The sequence below is a fragment of the Kitasatospora sp. NPDC101108 genome (assembly GCF_055584725.1).
Map to the genome: position 1 here is coordinate 99,136 of NZ_JBVJLM010000009.1, position 21,168 is coordinate 120,303.

The 21,168-nt window shown below is 73.5% G+C and carries 21 protein-coding genes and 1 riboswitch; of the genes, 14 read left to right on the forward strand and 7 right to left on the reverse strand.

Going from position 1 to position 21,168, the window contains the following annotated elements; translation table 11 throughout:
* Positions 1-83 precede the first annotated feature (83 nt).
* The 6 genes from ACZ6Z8_RS20850 to ACZ6Z8_RS20875 all read left to right on the forward strand — a co-directional run bounded on the left by ACZ6Z8_RS20850 (position 84) and on the right by ACZ6Z8_RS20875 (position 5,066).
* Positions 84-641 carry a DUF2269 domain-containing protein gene (locus tag ACZ6Z8_RS20850; RefSeq protein ID WP_465611519.1) on the forward strand — a complete coding sequence of 186 codons (558 nt, stop codon included), beginning with the start codon at positions 84-86 and terminating at the stop codon, positions 639-641.
* Between the two features lie 100 nt (positions 642-741).
* Entirely contained in the window at positions 742-1,749 is a 1,008-nt protein-coding gene (locus tag ACZ6Z8_RS20855) for an LLM class flavin-dependent oxidoreductase (protein WP_465611520.1), read from the forward strand.
* Between the two features lie 732 nt (positions 1,750-2,481).
* The gene (locus ACZ6Z8_RS20860) at positions 2,482-2,865 is read left to right on the forward strand and encodes a hypothetical protein (protein ID WP_465611521.1); all 384 of its coding nucleotides are present in this window, start codon (positions 2,482-2,484) and stop codon (positions 2,863-2,865) included.
* A 109-nt stretch (positions 2,866-2,974) separates the two neighbouring features.
* Positions 2,975-4,066 (forward strand): hypothetical protein, encoded by a 1,092-nt coding sequence (locus tag ACZ6Z8_RS20865; RefSeq protein WP_465611522.1) that lies wholly within the window; start codon positions 2,975-2,977, stop codon positions 4,064-4,066.
* 82 nt (positions 4,067-4,148) lie between these two features.
* A complete protein-coding gene (locus ACZ6Z8_RS20870; protein WP_465611523.1) occupies positions 4,149-4,544 on the forward strand; it encodes a roadblock/LC7 domain-containing protein in 396 nt (131 codons plus the stop codon).
* Positions 4,545-4,691: 147 nt separating this feature from the next.
* Positions 4,692-5,066: a hypothetical protein gene (locus ACZ6Z8_RS20875; protein WP_396240644.1), complete on the forward strand. Its 375-nt coding sequence runs from the start codon at positions 4,692-4,694 to the stop codon at positions 5,064-5,066.
* 70 nt (positions 5,067-5,136) lie between these two features.
* Here the strand turns inward: ACZ6Z8_RS20875 and ACZ6Z8_RS20880 are convergent, their stop codons facing one another.
* The 6 genes from ACZ6Z8_RS20880 to ACZ6Z8_RS20905 form a co-directional block, all read right to left on the reverse strand.
* The gene (locus tag ACZ6Z8_RS20880; protein WP_465611524.1) at positions 5,137-5,538 is read right to left on the reverse strand and encodes a DUF6188 family protein; all 402 of its coding nucleotides are present in this window, start codon (positions 5,536-5,538) and stop codon (positions 5,137-5,139) included.
* Positions 5,519-6,727: an NUDIX hydrolase gene (locus tag ACZ6Z8_RS20885; protein WP_465611525.1), complete on the reverse strand. Its 1,209-nt coding sequence runs from the start codon at positions 6,725-6,727 to the stop codon at positions 5,519-5,521. The genes ACZ6Z8_RS20880 and ACZ6Z8_RS20885 overlap by 20 nt, the downstream gene beginning before the upstream one ends.
* Before the next feature lie 218 nt (positions 6,728-6,945).
* On the reverse strand, positions 6,946-7,830 hold the full coding sequence (locus ACZ6Z8_RS20890) for an SGNH/GDSL hydrolase family protein (RefSeq protein WP_465611526.1): 885 nt from the start codon (positions 7,828-7,830) through the stop codon (positions 6,946-6,948).
* Complete coding sequence (locus tag ACZ6Z8_RS20895) at positions 7,805-9,028, reverse strand: glycosyltransferase (RefSeq protein ID WP_465611527.1); 1,224 nt, start codon at positions 9,026-9,028, stop codon at positions 7,805-7,807. Before ACZ6Z8_RS20895 ends, ACZ6Z8_RS20890 begins: the two co-directional genes overlap by 26 nt.
* On the reverse strand, positions 9,025-10,338 hold the full coding sequence (locus tag ACZ6Z8_RS20900; protein ID WP_465611528.1) for a glycosyltransferase family 4 protein: 1,314 nt from the start codon (positions 10,336-10,338) through the stop codon (positions 9,025-9,027). The genes ACZ6Z8_RS20895 and ACZ6Z8_RS20900 overlap by 4 nt, the downstream gene beginning before the upstream one ends.
* A 111-nt stretch (positions 10,339-10,449) precedes the next feature.
* Positions 10,450-10,638 (reverse strand): YegP family protein, encoded by a 189-nt coding sequence (locus ACZ6Z8_RS20905; protein WP_380413871.1) that lies wholly within the window; start codon positions 10,636-10,638, stop codon positions 10,450-10,452.
* Positions 10,639-10,915: 277 nt separating this feature from the next.
* Here ACZ6Z8_RS20905 and ACZ6Z8_RS20910 point away from each other — a divergent pair, with 277 nt between their 5' ends.
* Genes ACZ6Z8_RS20910 through ACZ6Z8_RS20940 form a run of 7 tightly spaced genes read left to right on the forward strand, consistent with a single transcriptional unit; the run spans position 10,916 to position 18,821 of the window.
* Entirely contained in the window at positions 10,916-12,607 is a 1,692-nt protein-coding gene (locus ACZ6Z8_RS20910) for an ABC transporter substrate-binding protein (RefSeq protein WP_465611529.1), read from the forward strand.
* A complete protein-coding gene (locus ACZ6Z8_RS20915; RefSeq protein ID WP_465611530.1) occupies positions 12,604-13,485 on the forward strand; it encodes an ABC transporter permease in 882 nt (293 codons plus the stop codon). The genes ACZ6Z8_RS20910 and ACZ6Z8_RS20915 overlap by 4 nt, the downstream gene beginning before the upstream one ends.
* The gene (locus ACZ6Z8_RS20920; protein WP_465611531.1) at positions 13,482-14,474 is read left to right on the forward strand and encodes an ABC transporter permease; all 993 of its coding nucleotides are present in this window, start codon (positions 13,482-13,484) and stop codon (positions 14,472-14,474) included. Before ACZ6Z8_RS20915 ends, ACZ6Z8_RS20920 begins: the two co-directional genes overlap by 4 nt.
* Positions 14,471-15,283 carry an ABC transporter ATP-binding protein gene (locus tag ACZ6Z8_RS20925; protein WP_465611532.1) on the forward strand — a complete coding sequence of 271 codons (813 nt, stop codon included), beginning with the start codon at positions 14,471-14,473 and terminating at the stop codon, positions 15,281-15,283. Before ACZ6Z8_RS20920 ends, ACZ6Z8_RS20925 begins: the two co-directional genes overlap by 4 nt.
* Positions 15,284-15,309: 26 nt before the next feature.
* Positions 15,310-16,317 (forward strand): ABC transporter ATP-binding protein, encoded by a 1,008-nt coding sequence (locus tag ACZ6Z8_RS20930; protein WP_465611533.1) that lies wholly within the window; start codon positions 15,310-15,312, stop codon positions 16,315-16,317.
* Positions 16,317-17,600 carry an alpha/beta fold hydrolase gene (locus ACZ6Z8_RS20935; protein ID WP_465611689.1) on the forward strand — a complete coding sequence of 428 codons (1,284 nt, stop codon included), beginning with the start codon at positions 16,317-16,319 and terminating at the stop codon, positions 17,598-17,600. The genes ACZ6Z8_RS20930 and ACZ6Z8_RS20935 overlap by 1 nt, the downstream gene beginning before the upstream one ends.
* 45 nt (positions 17,601-17,645) lie before the next feature.
* Positions 17,646-18,821, forward strand: a complete 1,176-nt coding sequence (locus ACZ6Z8_RS20940; protein ID WP_465611534.1) for a M6 family metalloprotease domain-containing protein — start codon at positions 17,646-17,648, stop codon at positions 18,819-18,821.
* 106 nt (positions 18,822-18,927) lie between these two features.
* On the opposite strand, the gene ACZ6Z8_RS20945 is transcribed toward ACZ6Z8_RS20940, so the two are convergent.
* Entirely contained in the window at positions 18,928-19,932 is a 1,005-nt protein-coding gene (locus tag ACZ6Z8_RS20945) for a LysR family transcriptional regulator (protein WP_465611535.1), read from the reverse strand.
* Between the two features lie 379 nt (positions 19,933-20,311).
* A riboswitch (cyclic di-AMP (ydaO/yuaA leader) is annotated at positions 20,312-20,475 on the forward strand.
* Positions 20,476-20,478: 3 nt separating this feature from the next.
* On the opposite strand from ACZ6Z8_RS20945, the gene ACZ6Z8_RS20950 reads away from it, so the two are divergent.
* Complete coding sequence (locus ACZ6Z8_RS20950; RefSeq protein ID WP_465611536.1) at positions 20,479-20,910, forward strand: aggregation-promoting factor C-terminal-like domain-containing protein; 432 nt, start codon at positions 20,479-20,481, stop codon at positions 20,908-20,910.
* The last annotated feature ends 258 nt before the right edge of the window (positions 20,911-21,168 follow it).

Sequence of the window (21,168 nt, forward strand, 5' to 3'; positions counted from 1 at the left end):
GTCCGTCCAGTCCGTCCAGTCCATCCAGCTCTTCCACCGGGGCCGTCGCGGCGCCCGGGGCCGCCCCCGGAGAGGCCCCGGGCGTGGGGCGGAGGTCCGCCGGCCGCCGCCTCTCGCCAGGGGCGCGCAAGCGCCTGGTGGTCCTGCACGTCGTCGTCTCGGTGAGCTGGCTGGCGCTGATGCTGTGCCTGCTCACCCTGGCGGTGACGGCTCTGACCACCGACGACGGCGACCGGCTGAGAACGGCCTACCGGGCGATGGGCATGCTGGGCGACACGCTGGTGCTGCCGCTGAGCCTGCTCACCTTCCTGAGCGGGGTGACGCTGGGGCTCGGCACGTCCTGGGGCCTGTTCCGGTACTACTGGGTGAGCACCAAGTTCTGGCTGACGCTGGGGGCGATGGCCGCCTCGGTCTTCGCGCTCACCGCCCGGCTGCACGACGCCGTCCGGGTGGCGGACGCCCACCCGACCGGGCCGATCCCGGTCGCGGACCTCGGGTTCGTCCGGTACAACACGGTGATCGTCCCGGCCGTGGCACTCTCGCTCTACCTGTTCAACGTCATCCTGTCGGTGTACAAGCCCTGGGGCCGCCGCAAGGCCACGGAGCGGCGACCGGGCCGAATACCCTCGGCGGGGCGGTGACGGCGCTCCCGGCGATCCGGGGACTCCCGGCGTTCCCGCCTGTGCGGGGCGGTGTCGGCCTTGGGAATGCCCGTGCGGCCGAGAGGCGTTGTCGCCCCACGTGACCAGTGCTGCGCCCCCGACCAGGTTCTCCGTCCTCGATCGCTCTCGGACCAGACGGGGCGAGGAGCCGGCGCAGGCGCTGCGGAACACGGTGGCCTTCGCCCGGGAGGTCGAGCGGCTGGGCTACCACCGCTTCTGGGTCTCCGAACACCACGGCGTGCCCGGGGTGGCCGGATCGGCACCGACGGTGCTCGCCGCGGCGGTCGCGGCGGCCACCTCCCGGATCAGGGTCGGCACCGGCGGGGTGATGCTGCCCAACCACCGTCCCATGGTGGTGGCCGAGCAGTTCGGGGTCCTGGCGGCGCTGTTCCCGGGCCGGATCGACATGGGCCTCGGGCGCTCGGTGGGCTTCACGGACGGCGTCCGGCGGGCGCTCGGGCGGGAGAAGGACGCCGCGGACGACTTCGGAGGTCAGCTGGCCGAGCTGCTCGGCTACTTCGACGGCTCGCAGCAGGTCCACCGCGACGTCCACGCCCGTCCGGCCGAGGGCCTGGACGTGCCGGCCTTCGTCCTGGCCACCGGCGCCGGCGCCGATCTGGCCGCCGAGGCCGGGCTGCCGCTGGTGATCGCCGCCGCGCGAGGGGAGGAGCGGATGCTCGCCGCGATCGAGGGCTACCGCAGGGGTTTCCGCCCCTCCGCGCAGGCCGCCGAGCCGTACGTGGTGGTCTCGGGCACGGTCGCGGTGGCCGAGACCGAGGAGCGGGCGCGCGAACTGCTCGTGCCGGAGGCCTGGGCCGGCGCGTACTCCCGCACCCACGGCGAGTTCCCGCCACTGGCCCCGGCCGCCGAGATCCTGGCGCGGGAGATGAGCGCACGTGAGCGGGCCGCGTTCGAGCAGTCGCTCAAGGGGCACATCGCGGGTACCCCGGAGCAAGCCGCCGCCGAGCTGGCCGCCCTGGTGGAACGCAGCGGCGCGGACGAGTTCCTGGTCGCGACCAGCACCTACGACCGCACCGCGCTGCTCGACTCCTACCGGCTGCTCGCCGAGGCCGTCGGGCAGGCCTGAACGGCGTCTGTCGGGAAGCCTCGACGGCGTACGGCGGGTCGTCCTCGACGGCGTACGGCGGGTCGGCCGGAGCCGGGAGGGCGGGGGTGCCCGGACCGATTTCTGACCAGGCGTGATGACCTGGTACTGTTCATCACGTCGAGAGGAAATGATCTTCCGAAACGGGGATCAGATCCTTCGAACATGCGTCAGTGGTGCTACCAGAGCACGTCCCACTTTCAGTGGGAAGAGTCCGTGCGACCCGGGCCTGGCGCTCCACCCGAAGGGGCCCGTTCCGTCCAGCGGAACGGGCCCCTTCGTCATGCCCGGCCGTCGAGGTCCGGCCGTGTCTGCCGACCGTGTCTGCCTGTCGTGTCCGTCCGTCGTGTCCGCCCGTCGGGTTCCCCCGTCGTGCCCCTCCGCCCGTCGAGTTGCCGAGGGGTCAGGCCTCTTATCGCATTTCCGGCCTCCAAACCCGGTGCCCTGCGCAGGTATCGGCCAAGGTCCCGCAGCAGGTAGCCGATGGGCGACGCTCCGTGACGGCGCACCGGCCAGCGACTTTGCCCCAGCGGCACGCTCGGCGGCCGGTCACACCTTGGCCGGAACTCGCTGGAATTGGTGTGAATATGCCATTGGAATGTTCGTCATACGGAATCCGGCAGTAGCCTTCCGTGTCGAACCTGCCACTGCTGGTGGCGACCCGGTCGGAGCCGCGCTGCGCCCGGCCGTCCAGACCCCCTCGAAGGAGCCGGTGTGCCCGGTATCGACGAATGCCTCTCCGGAGCGATGGCGATCGCCGGAGCCCGCTCGGCGAGCCTGGTCGACTGGAGCAGCGGACTCGCCCTCGGCAGCCTCGGTGACAGCCCGGTCGGTGAGCACGAGACCGCGGCCGCCGAGGCAACCGACCTGGTGCGTGCGGCCGTTGAGAGCCAGACCTTCACCGTGGCGGAGGACCGGCAGTCCCCGTTGGAGGACATCATCGTCACCGCCGGCCGCAGCTACCACCTGATCCGGTTCATCGACACGGCCTTCGACAGCCGGCTCGTCCTGCACCTCTGGCTCGACCGCGAATCCGGCAACCTCGCCGCGGCCCGCTTCCGCCTCCAGGCCCTCGCCGAGGACCTGGTGCTCGGGTGAGCACCGGACCCGCACCGACCGCCGCGATCCGGCCAGCCGTCCGCGGTCACCGGGTGCGCCTCTCGCCGGTGGCCCGCCGGGCGACCCCGCGCCGCCGCACCGACGGGCGGTGGCCCGCGTGACCGCCGCCGCGCCCCTGGCGGAACCGGCCGGCCGGACCGAGCCCGCCGCACCCCGGACCCCCGCCGAGGCCGTCGCCCTGCTCGCCGCCCGCCGCGCCACCGGCGCCCTGCACGGCCCACTCGGCACCCTGCACCTGGTGGACGGCCAGGTGGCCGCCGCCGAGTCCACGCGCGCGCCCGGTCTGGCCGAGCTGCTCACCGGTTGCGGCCGGATCACCCCCGAGGCCTGGGCCGAACTCCTGCACCGCCACGGCCCGCAGGGACGGCTCGCCGAGGTGCTGGTCGAACGGCAGCTGCTCACCCGGGGCGAGCTCGAACTCGGTCACCTGGGCACGCTGTTCGACGCCGCCTACTTCGTCCTCGCCGACCGGTCCGGTGGTACCTGGCGGTTCGAGTCCGAGGCCCGGCACTGGCTCGGCACGGTGGCGCTGGTCGACCCGGCGCGGCTGGGTCGCGAGGTCGAGCGCCGACGCCGGCTCCTGGACGGGATCTGGCCCTGGCCGCAGCTCGACACCGCACCCGTCCGTCCGGTCGAGCACAGCCGCCGCGCCTCGCACCGCCCGCCGGGCCGCCGTCGGCGCGAACTGCTCGACCACGCCGACGGCCGAAGAACCCCGGCGGACCTGGCCCGGCTGCTCGGCCGCTCCGGCTTCGGCGTGACGGCGGACGTGCGCCGCCTGGCCGCCGCCGGTCTGCTCGACGCCGGTCTGGTCGACACCCCGAGGCACGCGGCGCCGACCAGCACTCCTCCGGCCCCAGCCCCCGGAGGACCGGTCGGCGGCGGGCTGCACCGCCGGGTCCCCGGCGCCACCCTCCGCAGCACCCTGGCCACCGGGTCCGCCTACCCCGGGCCGGCCGCCACCGGACCAGCCGCCACTGCTGTCACCGCCGTCACCGCCGCTGCCGACCGCACCGCCGTTGCCGACCGCACCGCCGCTGCCGACGGCGCCGCCTCAGCCCCCGCCCCCACCAGCTCCGATCGACCGCCCACCACGGCAGCGGCCCACCCGCTGACCGTCCCCGACCCGGACATCGCGCTGCTGACCCGGGTCCGAGACCTACTGGAGGCCCGACTTTGAGCCACTCTCCGCCCGCGACCCCGTCGTACCGGCCATGAGGCGGGCGCTCAAGCAGCGTGTCGGAAGGAGACAACTGATCGCCTTGGAGACCGAGCTGCTCGCCGAACTCCGCGTCGTCAAACGCCGCGTCCCGCACCTCGCGGGCGGCCTGGTGGCCAGCGTGGACGGCCTGCTGGTCGCGCACGACACCCACGGGGCCGAGCCCTCCGGTCTGGCCGCGATGACGGCGGCCTCGCTCTCGCTCGCCCAGCGGCTCGCCGACACCACCGGTCAGGGCGAGTTCCGCGAATCGGTGGTGCGCGGCGAGCACGGCTACGTCGCCACCTACGCGGCCGGCGGCAGCTGCGTGCTGACGCTGCTGGCGCACCCGGACGTCAACGTCGGCCGGCTCCACCTGGAGGCCCGCCGCTGTGCCCGACGTATCGCAGAGCTGCTCAACGACGCCCTGACGCCCAAGGAACTGCGCGACCCCGGCTGACCGGCCGCCGGCCCGGAACCCACGGGCCCGACACCACCGACCGGGGCCCACCGACCGGGGCCCACCGACCGAACACCACCGACCGAACGCCCCTGAACCAACCACTGCACCACCATCCCGGAACCACCCAACAGGAGTTGAACAGAAATGACCGACGCAGCAGGCGCCCTCAAGCAGGCCATGACCTCCATCGAGGGCGCCATCGGCGCGGCCCTGGTGGACTACAACAGCGGCATGGCGCTCGCCACCCTCGACGGCCCCGGCGGCCTGGACCTCAACGTGGCCGCGGCCGGGAACACCGACGTGGTGCGCGCCAAGATGCGGACCATGGACATGCTCGGCCTGCAGGACGGCATCGAGGACATCCTGATCACGCTGAGCAGCCAGTACCACCTGATCCGCCCGCTCGCCGGCCGCACCGGCAAGGGCCTGTTCCTCTACCTCGCGCTGGACAAGGGCCGCGCCAACCTGGCGATGGCCCGCCACCAGCTCACCAGGATCGAGGCCGACCTGGAGGTCTGACGGCGACGGTCCGCGGAGGACCTCGCAGAGGACACTCCGGACGCGACCCGGACGAGGCCCCGGCGGCGGCTCACGCCCCGCCGGGCTCCGTCCACCGCACCTCCCCGCCCGGCAGCCCCGCGCAGACCGCCCCGTCCGGGGCCAGCACGCTCCACGGCGCGAGCAGCGCGTGCGGGGGGACGGACAGCGCGCCGCCCTCGGTGAAGCCGAGCTCCAGGCCGCCCGCCAGGGTGATCCGGGCGGCGCCGACCGTCCGCCCGACCAGCGCCAGCAGGGCGGGGGTCGGCCGGAAGGTCAGTGCCGGGAAGAAGTGCTCGACCCCCGACGGCGCGGTGAAGGACGGCGTCGCGAAGCGGAACTCGTGCGGCACCCGTACGGTCACCGGCCCGTCGAGCCGGAGATCGAGCCGGTCTCCGCCGCTGACCGCCTCGACCCGCCGACCGGCCAGCACCTCAGTGATCGCGTTCTGCATGCCCCCAGTGTTCACCGGGCGGACGGTCCCCAACCGCCTGCCCGGCCTGCCCAACCGCCTGCTCGGCCTGCCCGGCCACCAGCTCGGCCGGCCCGGCCGCCCGCTCCCGGGCGGCCAGCGCGGCCGCCACCCGGTCCCAGGACGGCCCGGACAGCAGCGCCCGGGCCTCGGCCGGTCCGCAGAGCCGCCACTCCACCAACTCCTGCTCCTGCAGCGCGATCGAGCCGAGCAGGTCCTCGGTCACCGTGCCGCCGTCGTACACGTACACCAGGACGGCCGTGTCCCGGCCGGTCGCCGGATTCGCGCCGGGATCGGCTGCGGCCCCCGGCTGCCAGTCCAGCGCCAGCAGCGGTCCGGGCTCGACCTCCCAGCCCAGTTCCTCGCGGATCTCCCGGCGGGCCGCCGTCCGGGGCGTCTCCCGGTCCGCCTCGACCCCGCCGCCCGGCAGCGTCCAGTACCGCTCGTCCGGCCCGGACCACGGCCGCAGCCGCACCAGCAGCACCCTCCCGTCGGCGTCCGTGAACAGTGCCCGTGCCTTCGCCCGGATCCGCGGCCGGGTGGCGTAGTAGGTGTCCCGGTCCATCGGCGGCTCCGGCGGCTCCGGCGGTTCCGCCTCCGCCGACCCCGCCCCGGGTGCCGCTCCCAGGCCCGGCGCGGCGGCCAGCCCGGTGTACTCGGGCACCGGCCCGTCGGCGGGCAGCTCCCGCAGGGTGTGCCCGACCGGCCGGCTGTCCTCCAGCTCCAACGGCCCGGCCGCCCGGGACGCCCGCAGACAGGCCGTCACCCGACGGGACAGCCGCGGTGGCAGGGCGTGCGCCGCCTCCTCGGCCGTCAGCCACACCCACCCGCCGACCTCCGCAGCGTCCGGCCGGATCGCCGCCACCTGCTCCGCCGTCAGCGGCTCGCCCCAGTACAGGTACGCCACGATCGGCGGACGGCTCGGGGACAGCGCCCAGTCGACGCAGGCCAACGGCCCCAGCCGCGGCGTGAACCCCAACTCCTCGGCGATCTCCCGCGCCGCGGTCTCCCGCGGCGAACGGTCGGCGGGCTCCCACCCACCACCCGGCACCGCCACCGGATGCTTCCGGTCGTACGGCAGCCGCACCACCAGCACCCGCCCCTGCCCGTCCGGGAACAGCACCCCGGCCGCCGCCAGAACCGCCCGCCCCGCCCTGTCCGACGTCTCCACCCCGGCTCCTTCCACCACCACATCGCTCCTCGGGGACGGACACCCCCGCAGACCCGATGGTTCCCACCCGGCCCCCGTCCCGACCACCACCGGGTGACGCGGCGGTGCGGGGAGACCCCCGTCGTCGGCGCCGGACGACCTGGGCAACCGGATCGAGCCGCCGCTGCCACCCGGGCAGCAGCGGGCGCCGCCGGAACACGGCACCCGCCGCTACGCCGTCACCCGAGCTCCGCCAGGGCGCGGGCCACCGCCCGGGCCATCCGTTCGTCGTGGTGGCCGCTGGAGCCGCGGAGGCGGGCGGCGGCTTCGGCGGCGGCCAGGGCGAGGAGACCGGGCAGGAGGTCGGTGCTGCGGGCGGCGAGCCAGCGGGTGCCCTGGGTGGCCATCCACCAGAGATCGGCGGCCAGACCAGGTGGGGGTTCGGCGGGTTCGGTGGCGGGTGGCGGGCCGAGGGGGTGGCCGGCGGTGGCGAGCAGTTCGTGGAAGCGGCGGGCGATCAGGTGGTGGCCTTCGGCACTGGGGTGGAGACGGTCGACGCTCAGCAGGCCCCGCTGGGCGCACCAGGGCAGTTCGGCGAGGTGGAGGTGGAGCGCCCGGTGCCGTTCGGTGAGGGCGTGCACCACGGTGTTGACGGCCCGCATCCGCCGGGCCAGTGGCCGGGCGAGCGGGGAGGGAAGCCGGAGCAGCGTTCCGGGATCGGGCAGGCAGGCGGTCAGCAACAGGGCGCCGTGGCAAGCGAGTTCACCCAGGGTGGCGTCCAGTTCCACCGTGGTGCGCCGGATGTCGAAGCCGGTCCGCAGGGTGTCGTTGCCGCCGACCAGGACGGCCGCCAGTTGGGGTCGCCGGGCCAGGGCGGCCGGAAGTTGGCGGGAGGTCAAGTCAGCGGTCAGCGCGCCGCTGCAGGCCAGGTTGGTGAAGTTGACGGTCCGGCCTTCGGGCGCCAGTGACCGGGCGAGGACGGCGGCCCAGCCGCGCCACTGCGCGTTCACCTGGTCGCCGACTCCTTCCGTCAGTGAGTCCCCGAGCGCGACGAAGCGCAGCAGTTCCCCGGCCGCCGGCCGTTCCTTCGCCGCCCGGTCAGGCCCGGCGTTCAGCACGCTCATCCCGATCCCCTTCCGGCGTCTCCGCCGCGCCGCCGGGGCTCCGAACCCCGTGCGCCGCCAGGAAGGCCGCCACCGCGGCCGGCCAGCCGTACCGTTCGGCCTGTGCCCGGGCGGCCGTCCGCCGGGTCTCCTCCGGCCGGGCCAGCAACTGCCGGACGGCGCCCGCGAATCCGGCGCCGGTGTCGGCGGCGGCGACCCCGGCGAGGCCGATCAGCCCGGGCAGTGCGGAGGAGCGGCTGACCACGACCGGCGTGCCGCAGGCCAGCGCCTCCATCGCGGCGAGCCCGAAGGTCTCCACCGGTCCGGGCGCCAGCACGACGTCCGCGCAGCCCAGCAGGTCGGCCAGCTCCGCGCGCCCGTCCAGGTGCCCGAGGAGACGCACCGGCAGCCGAAGTCGCGCGGCCCGGGCGGCCAGCCGCTCCCGCAGCGGGCCGGTCCCGGCCACCACCAGGACGGCGGACAGCCCGCGCGCCCGCAGCATTGCCAGCGCCTCGATCGCGCGCTCGGGACGCTTCTCCACGGAGAGCCGTGAGCAGAGGACGAGCAGCACGTCCTCCGGCGCCGCGTAGCGGGCCCGCCGGGCCGCCCGGGCGGCGGCGGGCAGTGGCCGCATCGCCGCCAGGTCCACCCCGAGCGGGGCCCGGACCAGGTTGGGCACGCCGATCCGCCGGAACTCCGCGGCCGCCCAGTCGGTGGTGCAGAGCACCGAGTCGTAGGCGCGGGCGGTGGCGGCGTTGAGCCGGTCGGCGGCCGCGGCGGCGAGCGGGCCGGGCACGCCCCAGGTGCGCAGCACCCCGGTGGCGCTCTCGTGCGAGACCAGCACCGAGCGCACACCGTGCCGACGGGCCCAACTACCGGTCCAGCGCAGGGTGGTGCGGTCGGACACCTCCAGCCGGTCGGGGGTGAGCCGGGTGAGCTCGGCGGCCACCGCGCGCCGGTCGGCGAGCAGCCGGTAGCCCCCGGCGGCCGGCAGCTGCGGGCCGGGCAGGGTGATCACCAGGCCCTGTTCGGTCTCCTGCTCGGAGCGCCGCGCGCCGGGCACGATCAGCACCGGCCGGTGCCCGGCCGCCCGGTAACCGGCGCCCAGGTGGCGCAGCGCGGTGCGCAGGCCGCCGGAGACCGGGGTGACGAAGTTGGCGAGCCGCACGATCGTCAGCGGCCCGGTACGGGACGGCCCGGTGGGGGACAGGGGTGTCATGCCGGCAGCTCCTCCGGCAGGACCGGCGCCACCGGCGCACCCGGAGCTGCCACCGGCTCGCCCGAAGCCGCCACCGGCACACCCGAAGCTGCCACCGGCACAACCGGAGCCGCCACCGGCTCGCCCGGAGCCGCCTCCCGCGGGGGCAGGACGGCGGGCGGCAGCCCCCGGTGCTCGGCCAGCACCTCGGCGTAGTGCCGCAGCAGCAGGTCCCCGACGGCCTCCCAGGTCCGGGCGGTCACCTCGGCCCGTCCGGCCTGCCCGTACGCGGCCCGCCGGGCCGGGTCGGCGGCCAGCTCGGCCACCGCCCGGGCCACCGCCGTGCCGTCCCGGGGCGGCACCAGCAGCCCGGTGCGGTGGTGGGCGACCAGGTCGAGCGGGCCGCCGGCCGCCGGACCGATCACCGGTACGCCGCTGGCCATCGCCTCCTGGATGGTCTGGCAGAAGGTCTCCAGCGGGCCGGTGTGCACGAACACGTCGAGGGTGGCGAAACAGCGGGCCAGTTCCTCGCCGGTGCGGCGGCCGAGGAAGACCGCGCCGGGCAGCGACGCCTTCAGCCCGGGTGCCGAGGGCCCGTCGCCTACCACCACCACCCGTACCCCGGGCAGGGCGGAGGCGGCCGCCAGCAGGTCCACCCGCTTCTCGGGGGCCAGCCGTCCGACGTACCCGACCAGCACCTCCCCGCCGGGGGCGAGCGCCCGGTGCAGCGCCTCGTCGCGGTGGCGGGGGTGGAAGCGCGCCGAGTCGACGCCGCGCGGCCACAGCTGCACCCGGGGCACCCCGTGGGCGGTCAGGTCCTGGGCGGCCGGGGTGGACGGCGCCAGGGTGCGGGCGGCGGCCCGGTGCACGGCCCTGATCCGCCGCCAGGCCGCGGCCTCGCCGAGGCCCCGACCGGCCCGGTAGGCGTGGGCGTACCCGGCGAGGTCGGTCTGGTACACGGCGACGGCGGGGACCCCGAGCCGGGCCGCGACCTGCATCCCGCGCGCCCCGAGCACGAAGGGGCTGGCCAGGTGGACGAGGTCCGGGCGGTGCCCGGCGAGCGCGGCCGCCAGCTGCCGGCTCGGCAGCGCGATCCGCACCTGCGGGTACCCCGGCAGCGGCATCGAGGGGATGTGCACCACGGGGATCCGCTCCGCCCCGGCACCGGCGCCGAAGCCCCGGGGCGGGCAGTGGGCGCCCCGGGCCGGGGCGGGGGTGACGACGAGGGGCTGGTGGCCCCGGCGGACCAGGTGCTCGGCCGTCCGCAGCACGCTGTGGGCGACTCCGTTGACCTCGGGCGGGAAGGATTCGGTGACGATGGCGACGCGCATGCCTGTGTTGTGTCCGCGCCCGGCGTGCACCCGGCCAAAGGGATCTGTCGTACAAGCGAACGCGGGTCGGCGATTTGCACCACCGACCCGCGTCCGAGCGCTGTCCGAACCTCAGGACGATCCGGCCGTCTCCTTGAGCTCCGCGTAGGGCGCGAGCTTGCGGATCGACTCGATGCTCTTCAGGCAGTCGTCCTTGCTCTCCTGCGGGTCGCCGGTCACCACGACGGACCCGTTGCTCGCCTTGAGCCGGAACCGGTGCATCCCGCTCTCGTCCTTGTACAGCTCGAACTTCCCAGCCATGTCACTCGACACCTCTCGCTCGGGTAACCCCCACGCACCGCACGGTAGGTCCAACCCCGTTGCGCCGCCTGCCGGGTGGGGCATCCGGGTCAGCGGGCCCCTGACCACCTGAGCCGTTCGGGTCAGGTGGTGCTCGCGAGCCCGCTGTACCTCCGGTGCAGATCCGAGGGGGACGCTCCATAACACGATGTGATGGTGGGCTGGGAGCTTCTGTCGGGCCGTCCGGTCGGTCAATCTCCTTCCACGCATGAAATGTCACATCATGCATGGAGGAGAAGTGGGACACGCAAGAATCGGGCTGGCCCTCGGCGCGGCTCTGGGGCTGGTGTCGGTTGCCGGCTGTACGGGCGGCGGTGGCGCCGGTGGCGGCGCCGCGGGGGCGAACGCGGCAGCGGTGAAGGGTGGCACGCTGCACGTGCTGTCCACCCTTGACCTGGAGCACCTGGACCCGGCGCGCAACTACGTCACGTCCTCGGAGGACGTGAGCCGGTTGATCTACCGGACGCTGACCACCTTCGCCGCCGCGCCGGGCCAGGCGGGCGGGAAGATCGTGCCGGACCTGGCCACCGACACCGGCCGCCCGAGCGAGGGCGCGAAGACCTGGACCTTCACCCTCAAGCCCGGAGTGAAGTTCGAGGACGGCCGCCCGATCACCAGCAAGGACGTCAAGTACGGGGTGGAGCGAACCTTCGCCGGCGAGCTTCCCGAAGGGCCGCCGTACGCCCGGATGTGGTTGGCGGGTGGCGAGGGCTACAAGGGGCCGTACAAGGATCCGGCCGGACTCGCCTCGATCGGGACCCCGGACGACAGCACCGTCGTCTTCCACCTCAACCGCCCGGTGGCCGACTTCGGCTCGGCGGTGTCGCTGCCGATGTTCGCTCCGGTGCCGCAGGACAAGGACACCGGCGTCACCTACGACTCCCGGCCGTTCTCCTCCGGCCCGTACAAGATCGACAGCTTCGATCCCAAGAAGCGGCTCACCCTGGTCCGCAACACCGACTGGGATCCGGCGACCGACACCGTCCGCAAGGGACTGCCCGACAAGGTGGTCATCGACCTGGGCCTGGACACGGCGGTCGTCGACCAGCGGCTGATCGCCGGGCAGGGGGAGGACGCGAACGCCGTCGCGATGGAGCCCATCGGCCCGGCATCGGTGGGGCAGGTTCTGAACGATCCGCGGCTGAAGAACCGGCTGGTCACCGGCGACTCGATCAACACCCGCTACCTGAGCATCAACACCGGGCACAAGCCGCTCGACGACGTCCGGGTGCGCCGGGCCATCGCCTACGCGCTGGACAAGGAGGCCCTGCGCACCACCCGTGGCGGCCCGATCGCCGGCGACCTGGCGAGCAGCCTGTTGCCGCCGTCCCTCGGCTACCAGGCCGAGGACCCCTACCCGAGCAAGGACGGCAAGGGCGATCCGGACAAGGCCAAGGCGCTGCTCGCCGAGGCGGGCCACGCCTCCGACCTCACCCTGACCCTTGACGCGCCCGCCTCGGCGGCCGGCAAGGCGCAGGGCGAGGCGGTGCAGGCTTCGCTCGGCCGGGCCGGCATCACCGTGAAGATCAACGAGATCAGCTCCTCCGCCTTCTACAGCACGGTCGGCAACACCTCCCAGGAGCACGACCTGGTGATCGCCGGCTGGTCCCCTGACTGGCCGGGCGCCTCGACCTACCTGCCGATCGTGTTCGACGGCCGCCTGATCACCGGTCAGGGCAACAACGACTACGCGCAGTACGACTCCCCGGCCGTGGACGCGCAGCTCGACGAGATCGCCGCGATGGGCGACCCGGCGGCGGCCCAGGCGGCGTACGGGCAACTCGGCCGGCAGATCATGCAGGACGCCCCGGTGGTGCCGTTCCTGTGGGACAAGGCGCCGGTCCTGGTCGGCGGGAACGTCGCGGGCGCGTACGGGCACATCGCCTACGTCGGCCGGCTCGACCTGGTCTCCCTGGGGTTGCGCAAGTGACCGTGATCCGACGACTGTTGGCCCAGCGCTCGGCGGCCCTCGCGCTGGCCGTGGTGGCCGGACTGATCCTGGTCGCGGTCGCCGCACCGCTGATCACCCGGATCGCCGGAAACTCGCCGACCGCCTTCCACGGTGACGCGGTGGACCCGGCGCTCGGCGGCCTGCCGCGCGGCGCGGCAGGCGGCATCAGCGCCCGGCACTGGCTGGGCGTGGAGCCGGTCAACGGACGGGACGTGCTCGCCCGGGTGGTGTACGGCGCGCAGGTGTCACTGCTGATCGCGGTGCTCGCCACGGTGCTGTCGGTAGTGCTGGGAACGGCGCTCGGCCTGGTCGCCGGGTTCTTCGGCGGATGGGTCGACACCGTGATCGGCCGGACCATGGACCTGCTGCTGTCCTTCCCCAGCCTGATTTTCATGATCGCGCTGATCTCGGCGGCGCCCGGGGTGGACCGCCGGCTGCTGCTGGTGGTGGTGCTCGGGTTCTTCGGCTGGCCGTACGTCGGGCGGATCGTGCGCGGGCAGGCGATGGTGCTCGCGCGGGGCGAGTTCGTGGCGGCGGCCCGGGTGCTCGGCGCCTCCCGTCGGGCGCTGCTGGTGCGCGAGGTGCTACCGAACCTGACCGGCCCGGTGCTGGTGGTGGCCACCATGTCGATCCCCGGCTGCATCGCCACTGAGGCCGGGCTGTCCTTCCTCGGCGTGGGTGTCCGGGCCCCCACCCCGTCCTGGGGGCAGATGATCGCCACCGCCGTGCCCTGGTACGCCTCCGACCCCGCCTACTTCCTGATCCCCGGCGTCTTCCTGTTCGTCACCGTGCTCGCCTTCAACGTGCTCGGCGACGCCGTCCGCGACGCGCTCGACCCCCGGAGCCGACGACGATGATCCTCTACCTGCTGCGCAGACTGGCCGTCACGGCGGCCATCCTGGTGGTGATCTGCGCCGCCACCTTCGCCGTCTTCTACCTGATGCCGGCGGACCCGGCGCAGGGCGCCTGCGGCAAGGCGTGCAGCCCGGAGCGGATCGCCGGGATCCGCGCCACCCTCGGGCTGGACCAGTCGCCGCCCGCCCAGTTCGGCGACTACCTGGCCGGCATCGTCTCGGGGCGCACCTACGGTACCGGTGAGCACGCCGTCAACTGTCCTTTTCCGTGCCTGGGCTTCAGCTTCCAGACCAACCAGCCGGTGTGGCGGATGCTGACCAGCCGGCTGCCGGTGAGCTTCTCGATCGCCGTCGGTGCCGCCGTGCTGTGGCTGGCCGTCGGCGTGGTGGCCGGCGTGGTGTCGGCGCTTCGGCGCGGCAGTCTGTGGGACCGGGCCGCGATGACGGCTGCCCTCGGCGGGGTGTCGTTGCCGATCTACCTCACCGCCCTGGTGTTGCAGTACCTGCTGGTGGTGCGACTCGACCTGCTGCCGTACCCGCAGGTCGTGCCGTTCACCGCCGACCCGGTGGGCTGGGCGCAGTCGATGGTGATGCCCTGGGTCACGCTGGCCATGTTGTACGCCGGGATCTACGCCAGGGTCACCCGCGGCGAGATGCTGGAGAGCCTGGGCCAGAACTACGTGCGCACCGCCCGGGCCAAGGGCCTGTCCGAGATCACGGTGGTGCGGCGGCATGCCCTGCGACCCGCCCTGATGCCGATCGTGACGATCTTCGGCATGGACCTGGGCGCACTGCTCGGCGGCGCGCTGATCACCGAGTCCGTCTTCGGCCTGCCGGGCGTCGGCAAGCTCGCGGCCGATGCCATCGCCTCCGCCGACCAGCCCGTGATCCTCGGCGTGACGCTGTTCGCGGCCTCCTTCGTGGTGCTCGCGAACCTGCTGGTGGACCTGGTCTACGCCGTCCTCGACCCGAGAGTGAGGGCCCTCGGATGACCCTGCTGACCGTACGTGACCTGGCCGTGGAGTTCCGCTCCGGCGTCCGCGCCGTGGACGGCCTCGACCTCGACCTGGACGCCGGCCACGTACTCGGCGTGGTCGGCGAGTCCGGCAGCGGCAAGTCCGTCACCAGCCTCGCCGTCCTCGGCCTGCTGCGCGACGCCCGGGTCGGCGGCGAGATCCGCTTCGACGGACGGGAGCTGACCGCTCTCGACCAGCGCGCGCTGCGCCGGCTGCGCGGCCACCGGATCGCCATGGTCTTCCAGGACCCGCTGTCCTGCCTCAACCCGTACTACTCGGTCGCCTTCCAGATCGCCGAGGCGTACCGCGCCCACCGCCGTGCCGGTCGCAAACAGGCGCACCAGGTCGCGGTGCGCATGCTGGACCGGGTCGGCATCCCCGAACCGGAGCGGCGCGCCCGCTGCTACCCGCACGAGTTCTCCGGCGGCATGCGCCAGCGGGTGATGATCGCGATGGCGCTCTGCCTGGAACCGGACCTGCTGATCGCCGACGAACCGACCACCGCGCTGGACGTCACCGTGCAGGCACAGATCCTCCAACTGCTGCGCGAGCTGCGGGAGGAGGCCGGCACGGCGATCATGCTGATCACCCACGACATGGGAGTGGTCGCCGGACTGGCCGACCAGGTCGTGGTGATGCACCAGGGACGCGCGGTCGAGCGCGGCCCGGTACGGGACGTCTTCCACCGCCCACAGGAGCCGTACACCCGTGGCCTGCTGGCCTGCGTGCCGCGCATCGACGGACCCCTGCCGGACCGGCTGCCCACCCTCGGGGCGATCACATGAAGGAGCGAGCCATCAGGAGGGACACCGTGGACGAGGACGACCGGCGTGACGAGCAGGCAGCCGCCCGCAGCGCCCTGTTGGAGGTGCGGGACCTGGTCAAGCGGTTCCCGGTACGACACGGCCTGACCCGGCGGTCGGCCGGCCACGTCACGGCCGTCGACGGAGTCTCCCTGACCGTCGGGCCCGGTGAAACCCTCGGCCTGGTCGGCGAATCCGGCTGTGGCAAGTCCACCGTCGCCAAACTGATCACCCGCCTGGAGCGGCCCACCTCGGGCAGTATCCACTTCGCCGGGCGTGACCTCGCCGGACTGGACGAGACGGCCCTGCGACCGCTCCGCCGCGACCTGCAGATGGTCTTCCAGGACCCCTTCTCCTCACTCAACCCCCGGCACACCGTTCGCCGGATCCTCACCGGCGCCTACCGCTACCAGGGTCTGGAGCCCGACCAACCGGTCGAGGAACTGCTCGCCCGGGTCGGGTTGACGGTCGAGCACGCCGACCGGCACCCCCATGAGTTCTCCGGTGGTCAGGCCCAACGCATCGGAATCGCAAGGGCGTTGGCCCTGCGGCCGAAGCTGGTGGTGTGCGACGAACCGGTCTCGGCACTCGACGTCTCCGTCCAGGCGCAGATCCTCAACCTGCTCAAGGACCTCCAGGACGAGTACGGGCTGAGCTACCTGTTCATCGCCCACGACCTCGGCGCCGTCCGCCAGATCAGCACCAGGATCGCCGTGATGTACCTCGGCGCGGTCGTCGAAACCGCCGACCGCGACACCCTGTTCGCCCGACCCGCCCACCCCTACACCCACGCCCTGCTGTCCGCCGTGCCCCTGCCCGACCCGGACCTGGAGGCCTCCCGGGAGCGGATCGTGCTCCACGGCGACCTGCCCAGCCCGCTGGACCCGCCCAGCGGCTGCCGCTTCCGCACCCGTTGCCCCAAGGCCGGGGAACGCTGCGCCGCCGAACGCCCGCACCTGCGGACGATCGCGCTCGGACAGCAGGTCGCCTGCCACTACCCGGAGAGGACACCGTGATCCGCGCCCAGTACCGGTTGCCCGGGCTCGCCGTGACCGACCACGTCTTCGACGTGCCGCTCGACCACGGCGACCCCGCACAGGGAACGATCGAGGTGTTCGCCCGGGAGGTCGTCGACCCGGTGCGGGCCGGCGAACGGCTGCCCTGGCTGCTCTACCTCCAGGGCGGGCCGGGTGGCAAGTCCCCCCGCCCGCTGAACGCCACGGCCGGCTGGCTGGGCCACGCGCTCAGGACTCACCGGGTGCTGCTGCTGGACCAGCGTGGCACCGGCCGCTCCACCCCGGTCACCGCCCGCGCGGCGGAACGGTTCGGCTCCGCCCGTGAACTGGCCCACCATCTCGCCCACTTCCGCACCGATTCGATCGTCGCCGACGCCGAACTGATGCGCCGCCGGCTGTGCGGCGAGGGCGAACCCTGGGAGACCCTCGGGCAGAGCTACGGCGGATTCGTCACCCTCAGCTACCTCTCCTTCGCCCCCGAAGGCCTGCGCGCCTGCTACGTCACCGGCGGCCTGCCCGGCCTCGACGCCGCCGCCGATGACGTCTACGCCGCCACCTGTCCTCGCGTGCGCGACAAGGTGAACGCCTACTACGAGCGCTACCCGCAGGACCGGTCGCTCGTCCGCCGGATCGCCGACCGGCTCGCCCGGCGCCCCGCCCAACTGCCCGACGGCGACCGGCTGACAGTCCGGCGACTGCGCACGCTGGGTCTGCTGCTCGGCATGGGCGACGGCTTCGAACGCCTGCACTGGCTCCTCGACGAGGCCCTCGAACCGGACGGCGCGCCCTCGGCCACCTTCCTGCACCAGGTGGCGAACCTGACCGGCTTCACGGACAACCCGCTCTTCGCCGTCCTCCAGGAGTCGATCTACGGCCGCCCGGGCGCAGCCACCGGCTGGGCCGCCGCCCGGGCCACGGCCGACCGCCCCGAGTTCGCCGAGGACGCCGACCCGCTGCTGTTCACCGGCGAGATGTTCTACCCGTGGATGTTCGAGGAGATCGCCGGGCTGCGCCCGTTCGCCGAGGCCGTCCACCTGCTCGCCGAGCGCACCGACTGGCCCGCCCTGTACGACCCGGCCCGGCTCGCCGCCAACCGGATCCCGATCGCCGCGGCCGTCTACCACGACGACATGTACGTCGATGCCGGCCTCTCCCTGCGCACCGCCCGCGCGGTCGGATCCCTGCGCGCCTGGGTCACCAACGAGTGGCAGCACGACGGGGTCACCGCCTCCGGCGACCGCGTCCTCGCCCGCCTGATGGACCTCGCCGCCGACCGCGCCTGATACCCCCACCACCCCACCCCCTGCCGTAGGGAAAGGAACGAAGAGATGAGACTCACCCCCCTCGCCGCCGCACTGGCCGCGGCGCTCCCGCTGGTCGCCGGCACCCCGGCCCTGGCGGACACCGCCCAGCCCACCACCGCGCCGGCCTCCGGCTGCGCCCTGCCCGGGAGGACCGGCTGGACGGACGAGGGCCACGACACCGACTACACGCAGTTCCAGCGGCCGCTCGGCACCAAGCACGTGCTGATGCTCTTCGTCGACTTCCCCGACGCCCCGGCCACCGGATCCCCGGACGACTACTACCGCGTACTCGCCCCCGCGCAGGAGTGGATGAAGCAGGACTCCTACGGCCGGGTCGGGCTCGACATCGATCCGCTGAAGCGGTGGATCACCATGCCGCAGACATCGGCCTCGTACGGCTTCCAGCGCGGCATCACCTTCGAGCAGCAGGAGCTCTACGTGAAGCAGGCCGTCCAGGCCGCCGCCCCGTACACGGACTTCTCGAAGTACGACATGCTCTACATCGTCCCCACCAGGTCCGCCTCCGCGATCAGCTTCTCGCCCACCTACCTCTACGACCCGACCACCGCCGGCATCACCGTCAACGGCACGCGGATCAAGTGGGCGATCACCTTCGGCCAGGACATGTACCACTGGGGCTACAAGGTCGCCGACCACGAGACCTCCCACACCTTCGGCCTGCCCGACCTGTACGCCTTCGCCGGCACCGACGTGCACCGCTACGTCGGCGGCTGGGACCTGATGGGGAACATCGCCGGCCCGGCCCCGCAGCACACCGGCTGGGAGCGCTGGAAGTTCGGCTGGATCGACGACCACCAGGTCGCCTGCCTTCCCGCCGCCGGCGGCCGGACCGTCCGCCTGAAGGCCGTCGAACGCCCCGGCGGCACCAAGATCGCCGTGGTGAGGACCGGCGACACGACGGCCTACGTCGCCGAGTCCCGCCGATCCGTCGGCGCGGACGGCAACGCCTGCGCCACCGGCGTCCTCATCTACAAGGTCGACACCTCCACCACCACCGGCAACGGGCCGATCCGGGTGGTCACCAACCCCGACGCCGCCGCACCCACCGGGAACTGCACCGCGCCGGACATGCAGACCTGGCAGCCCGGCCAGTGGTTCCAGGACGACACGGCCCGCATCCGGATCCACGTCATCGCCTCCGACGCGTCCACCGACATCGTCCGGACCGACCGGTGGTGACCGCGTAGCACCGGAACGGCTCGCGAGCGGTGCGGCCGACACGACATCGCCTCGACCGCACCGCCACGGTGCCACACCGCACGGATCGTGCCGGGGGCCGGGCACGTCATCCGGAGGGAGCGGAGATCACCCTTCGACAGGCAGCCGTACCCGTGGCCGGCGCCGTGGCCCCCTGGCGCTCAAGCCAGCTCCGGTAGACCGTGCTGCGAGCGGCTGCCGTCCAGTACGCCTCGGTGACGGTCCGCACGAGCGAAGGACGCAGCGACGCGAGCGGTCCCTCCTCGTGCCAGGCGAGCACATGCCGGTACCAGAGCGGATCGCCGACGATCGGCCGTACGGCGATGCCCGGCACCTCCTCGAAGGTGGCCTGGCAGAAGCTCACCGCGTGGCCGCTGCGGACGAGGTCCAGGACGAGCCGACCTTCCACCTCGTGGACGACACGAAGGCGATGGCCCAGGACGAGCAGGGTCCTGGACCAGTACTCACGGATCCGGTCGTTGTCCGGCCGAGGAGCGGCCCAGTCCTCGCCTCCGAGATCCTCCAGCGCGACCTCCTCCAGCGACGCGAGCGGATGAGCCGCGGGCAGGGCCACGAAGAGCGGTTCGGTGGCTATCGGCTCGCCGGCGACTCCTGCGGGGAGCGCGAGCTCGTACCCGGGGCTGTCGCCCACCACGGCCGCTTCGAGCCGGCCGCCCGCGACGGCCTCGACGAGCGGGACGGGGCATCCCTGGCCCCGCGAACTGATCTCGGCCTCCGGATGGTGCGACCTGATCGCGGTGATCAACCCGCCGAGCAGCGGAGCGTTGACCGAGCCGAGCCGGAAACGGTGCTGCGACCAGCCCGTCCTCGCGGCGAGGGCGGAGACCTCCAGCAGTTCGTCGACGGTCGGCAGCACCGCCCGTGCCCGGCTGAGGACCTCCTCCCCGAACGCGGTCGGAATGACGCCCGACTGCGCGCGGCTGAACAGCTCCGCTCCGAGCGCCCGCTCGATCCGCGCCAACTGCGCACTGAGGCCGGGCTGGGTCAGCCGCAAGGACGCGGCGGCCCGCGTCAGACTGCCGCAGTCCGCGATGCTGCAGATGATCCGGAGGTGCCGGAATTCGAGCTCCATGGCGAGATGTTATGGAGATCGAGCCCACCTCAACAGATGTCCGGCGGTAGCGGACCAGCTGCCACGCCGACGCCCTCGGATCAGAGACACGGATCACTCCGTTCCGGTCGGGGGCAGGGGTCTGCTCCATCTCCGGGCATTCCTTCACCCGGGCCCGGCACGGCCTCGCTCCGTACGACCCCGGGGAAGTGTCGGAGCATCAGGTTCGAGCGCGAGCCGCCGCCATCGGCCGGCCGGGCGGGCCTGCGAGTTCGGCCTGGGCGTGAGACGCATCACACCGCCTTGCCGTACGTGTGATGGTTTGTTTACGTTTCCTCTCGTTCGTCCCCACACGAACCCCACTCTCCGGAACGCCGAATCCTGTCGCCGGACCGAGCGGGCACGCGCAACACCAGCATCAGCGGCAGGAGCGGGGGAACCACAGGTAAGTCGCGCTGCCCGGACCGGTCCGGGCAGCGCTAGGGGTGAGGCCGCGCTCGGCGCGGCCGGGCAACTCCAGCCCGAACCCGACAGCTCACCTCGTAGGCGTGGGAGAGGAAACACCGCATGTCTGCGAACAGCCGATTCGGCCTGTCCAGCCCGATCACCCGCCGGTTCAAGGGCGTCGTCGCCGCCGCCGTCATGGCCGGCGTCACCCTCGCCGTCCCCGCCGTCTCCGCCGGCTCGGCGGAGGCCGCCACCGCCAACAGCCCCGCCGCCCTGCAGAAGCTGGCCGCGCAGATCGTGCCGGCCAACCAGCTGGCCTCGTTCGACCAGATCATCGCTCACGAGAGCGGCTGGAGGGTCAACGCCACCAACCCCAGCTCCGGCTCCTACGGCCTGCCGCAGGCGCTGCCCGCCAGCAAGATGGCGTCGGAGGGGTCCGACTGGCGAACCAACCCCAGCACCCAGCTGCGCTGGGCGCTGAAGTACATGAACGGCCGCTACGGCAGCCCGAACCAGGCGTGGGTGTTCTGGCAGAACCACCACTGGTACTGATCCTGGTGGCCGCAGGGTCGTGTCATCTGCCGCAGCGGGGCCTTCTGCGGCTCCCTCCGCGCCCCTGACGGGTAACGCGGCGGTCTGACGGGGCGGCGTTGCCGCGCTGGTCGACGGCGACCACCCGGTAGCGGTCGCTCAGGGCCCGGCCGGCGCGTCCCGCTCGCCCGCGTGGCCGGCCGGGCCCGTGCGGCAGGACCACGGACGGGCCCGGCGGCGGCCCGTTCGTGGGGGGTTATTCGGGTCGGGTCGTCCCGC

Bases quoted from the DNA above. Each gene is read 5' to 3' on its own strand.
- ACZ6Z8_RS20875 (WP_396240644.1), top strand. From the start codon at position 4,692: ATGACCGACGCAGCAGGCGCCCTCAAGCAGGCCATGACCTCCATCGAG.
- ACZ6Z8_RS20880 (WP_465611524.1), bottom strand. From the start codon at position 5,538: ATGCAGAACGCGATCACTGAGGTGCTGGCCGGTCGGCGGGTCGAGGCG.
- ACZ6Z8_RS20890 (WP_465611526.1), bottom strand. From the start codon at position 7,830: ATGAGCGTGCTGAACGCCGGGCCTGACCGGGCGGCGAAGGAACGGCCG.
- ACZ6Z8_RS20895 (WP_465611527.1), bottom strand. From the start codon at position 9,028: ATGACACCCCTGTCCCCCACCGGGCCGTCCCGTACCGGGCCGCTGACG.
- ACZ6Z8_RS20900 (WP_465611528.1), bottom strand. From the start codon at position 10,338: ATGCGCGTCGCCATCGTCACCGAATCCTTCCCGCCCGAGGTCAACGGA.
- ACZ6Z8_RS20905 (WP_380413871.1), bottom strand. From the start codon at position 10,638: ATGGCTGGGAAGTTCGAGCTGTACAAGGACGAGAGCGGGATGCACCGG.
- ACZ6Z8_RS20920 (WP_465611531.1), top strand. From the start codon at position 13,482: ATGATCCTCTACCTGCTGCGCAGACTGGCCGTCACGGCGGCCATCCTG.
- ACZ6Z8_RS20925 (WP_465611532.1), top strand. From the start codon at position 14,471: ATGACCCTGCTGACCGTACGTGACCTGGCCGTGGAGTTCCGCTCCGGC.
- ACZ6Z8_RS20940 (WP_465611534.1), top strand. From the start codon at position 17,646: ATGAGACTCACCCCCCTCGCCGCCGCACTGGCCGCGGCGCTCCCGCTG.
- ACZ6Z8_RS20945 (WP_465611535.1), bottom strand. From the start codon at position 19,932: ATGGAGCTCGAATTCCGGCACCTCCGGATCATCTGCAGCATCGCGGAC.
- ACZ6Z8_RS20950 (WP_465611536.1), top strand. From the start codon at position 20,479: ATGTCTGCGAACAGCCGATTCGGCCTGTCCAGCCCGATCACCCGCCGG.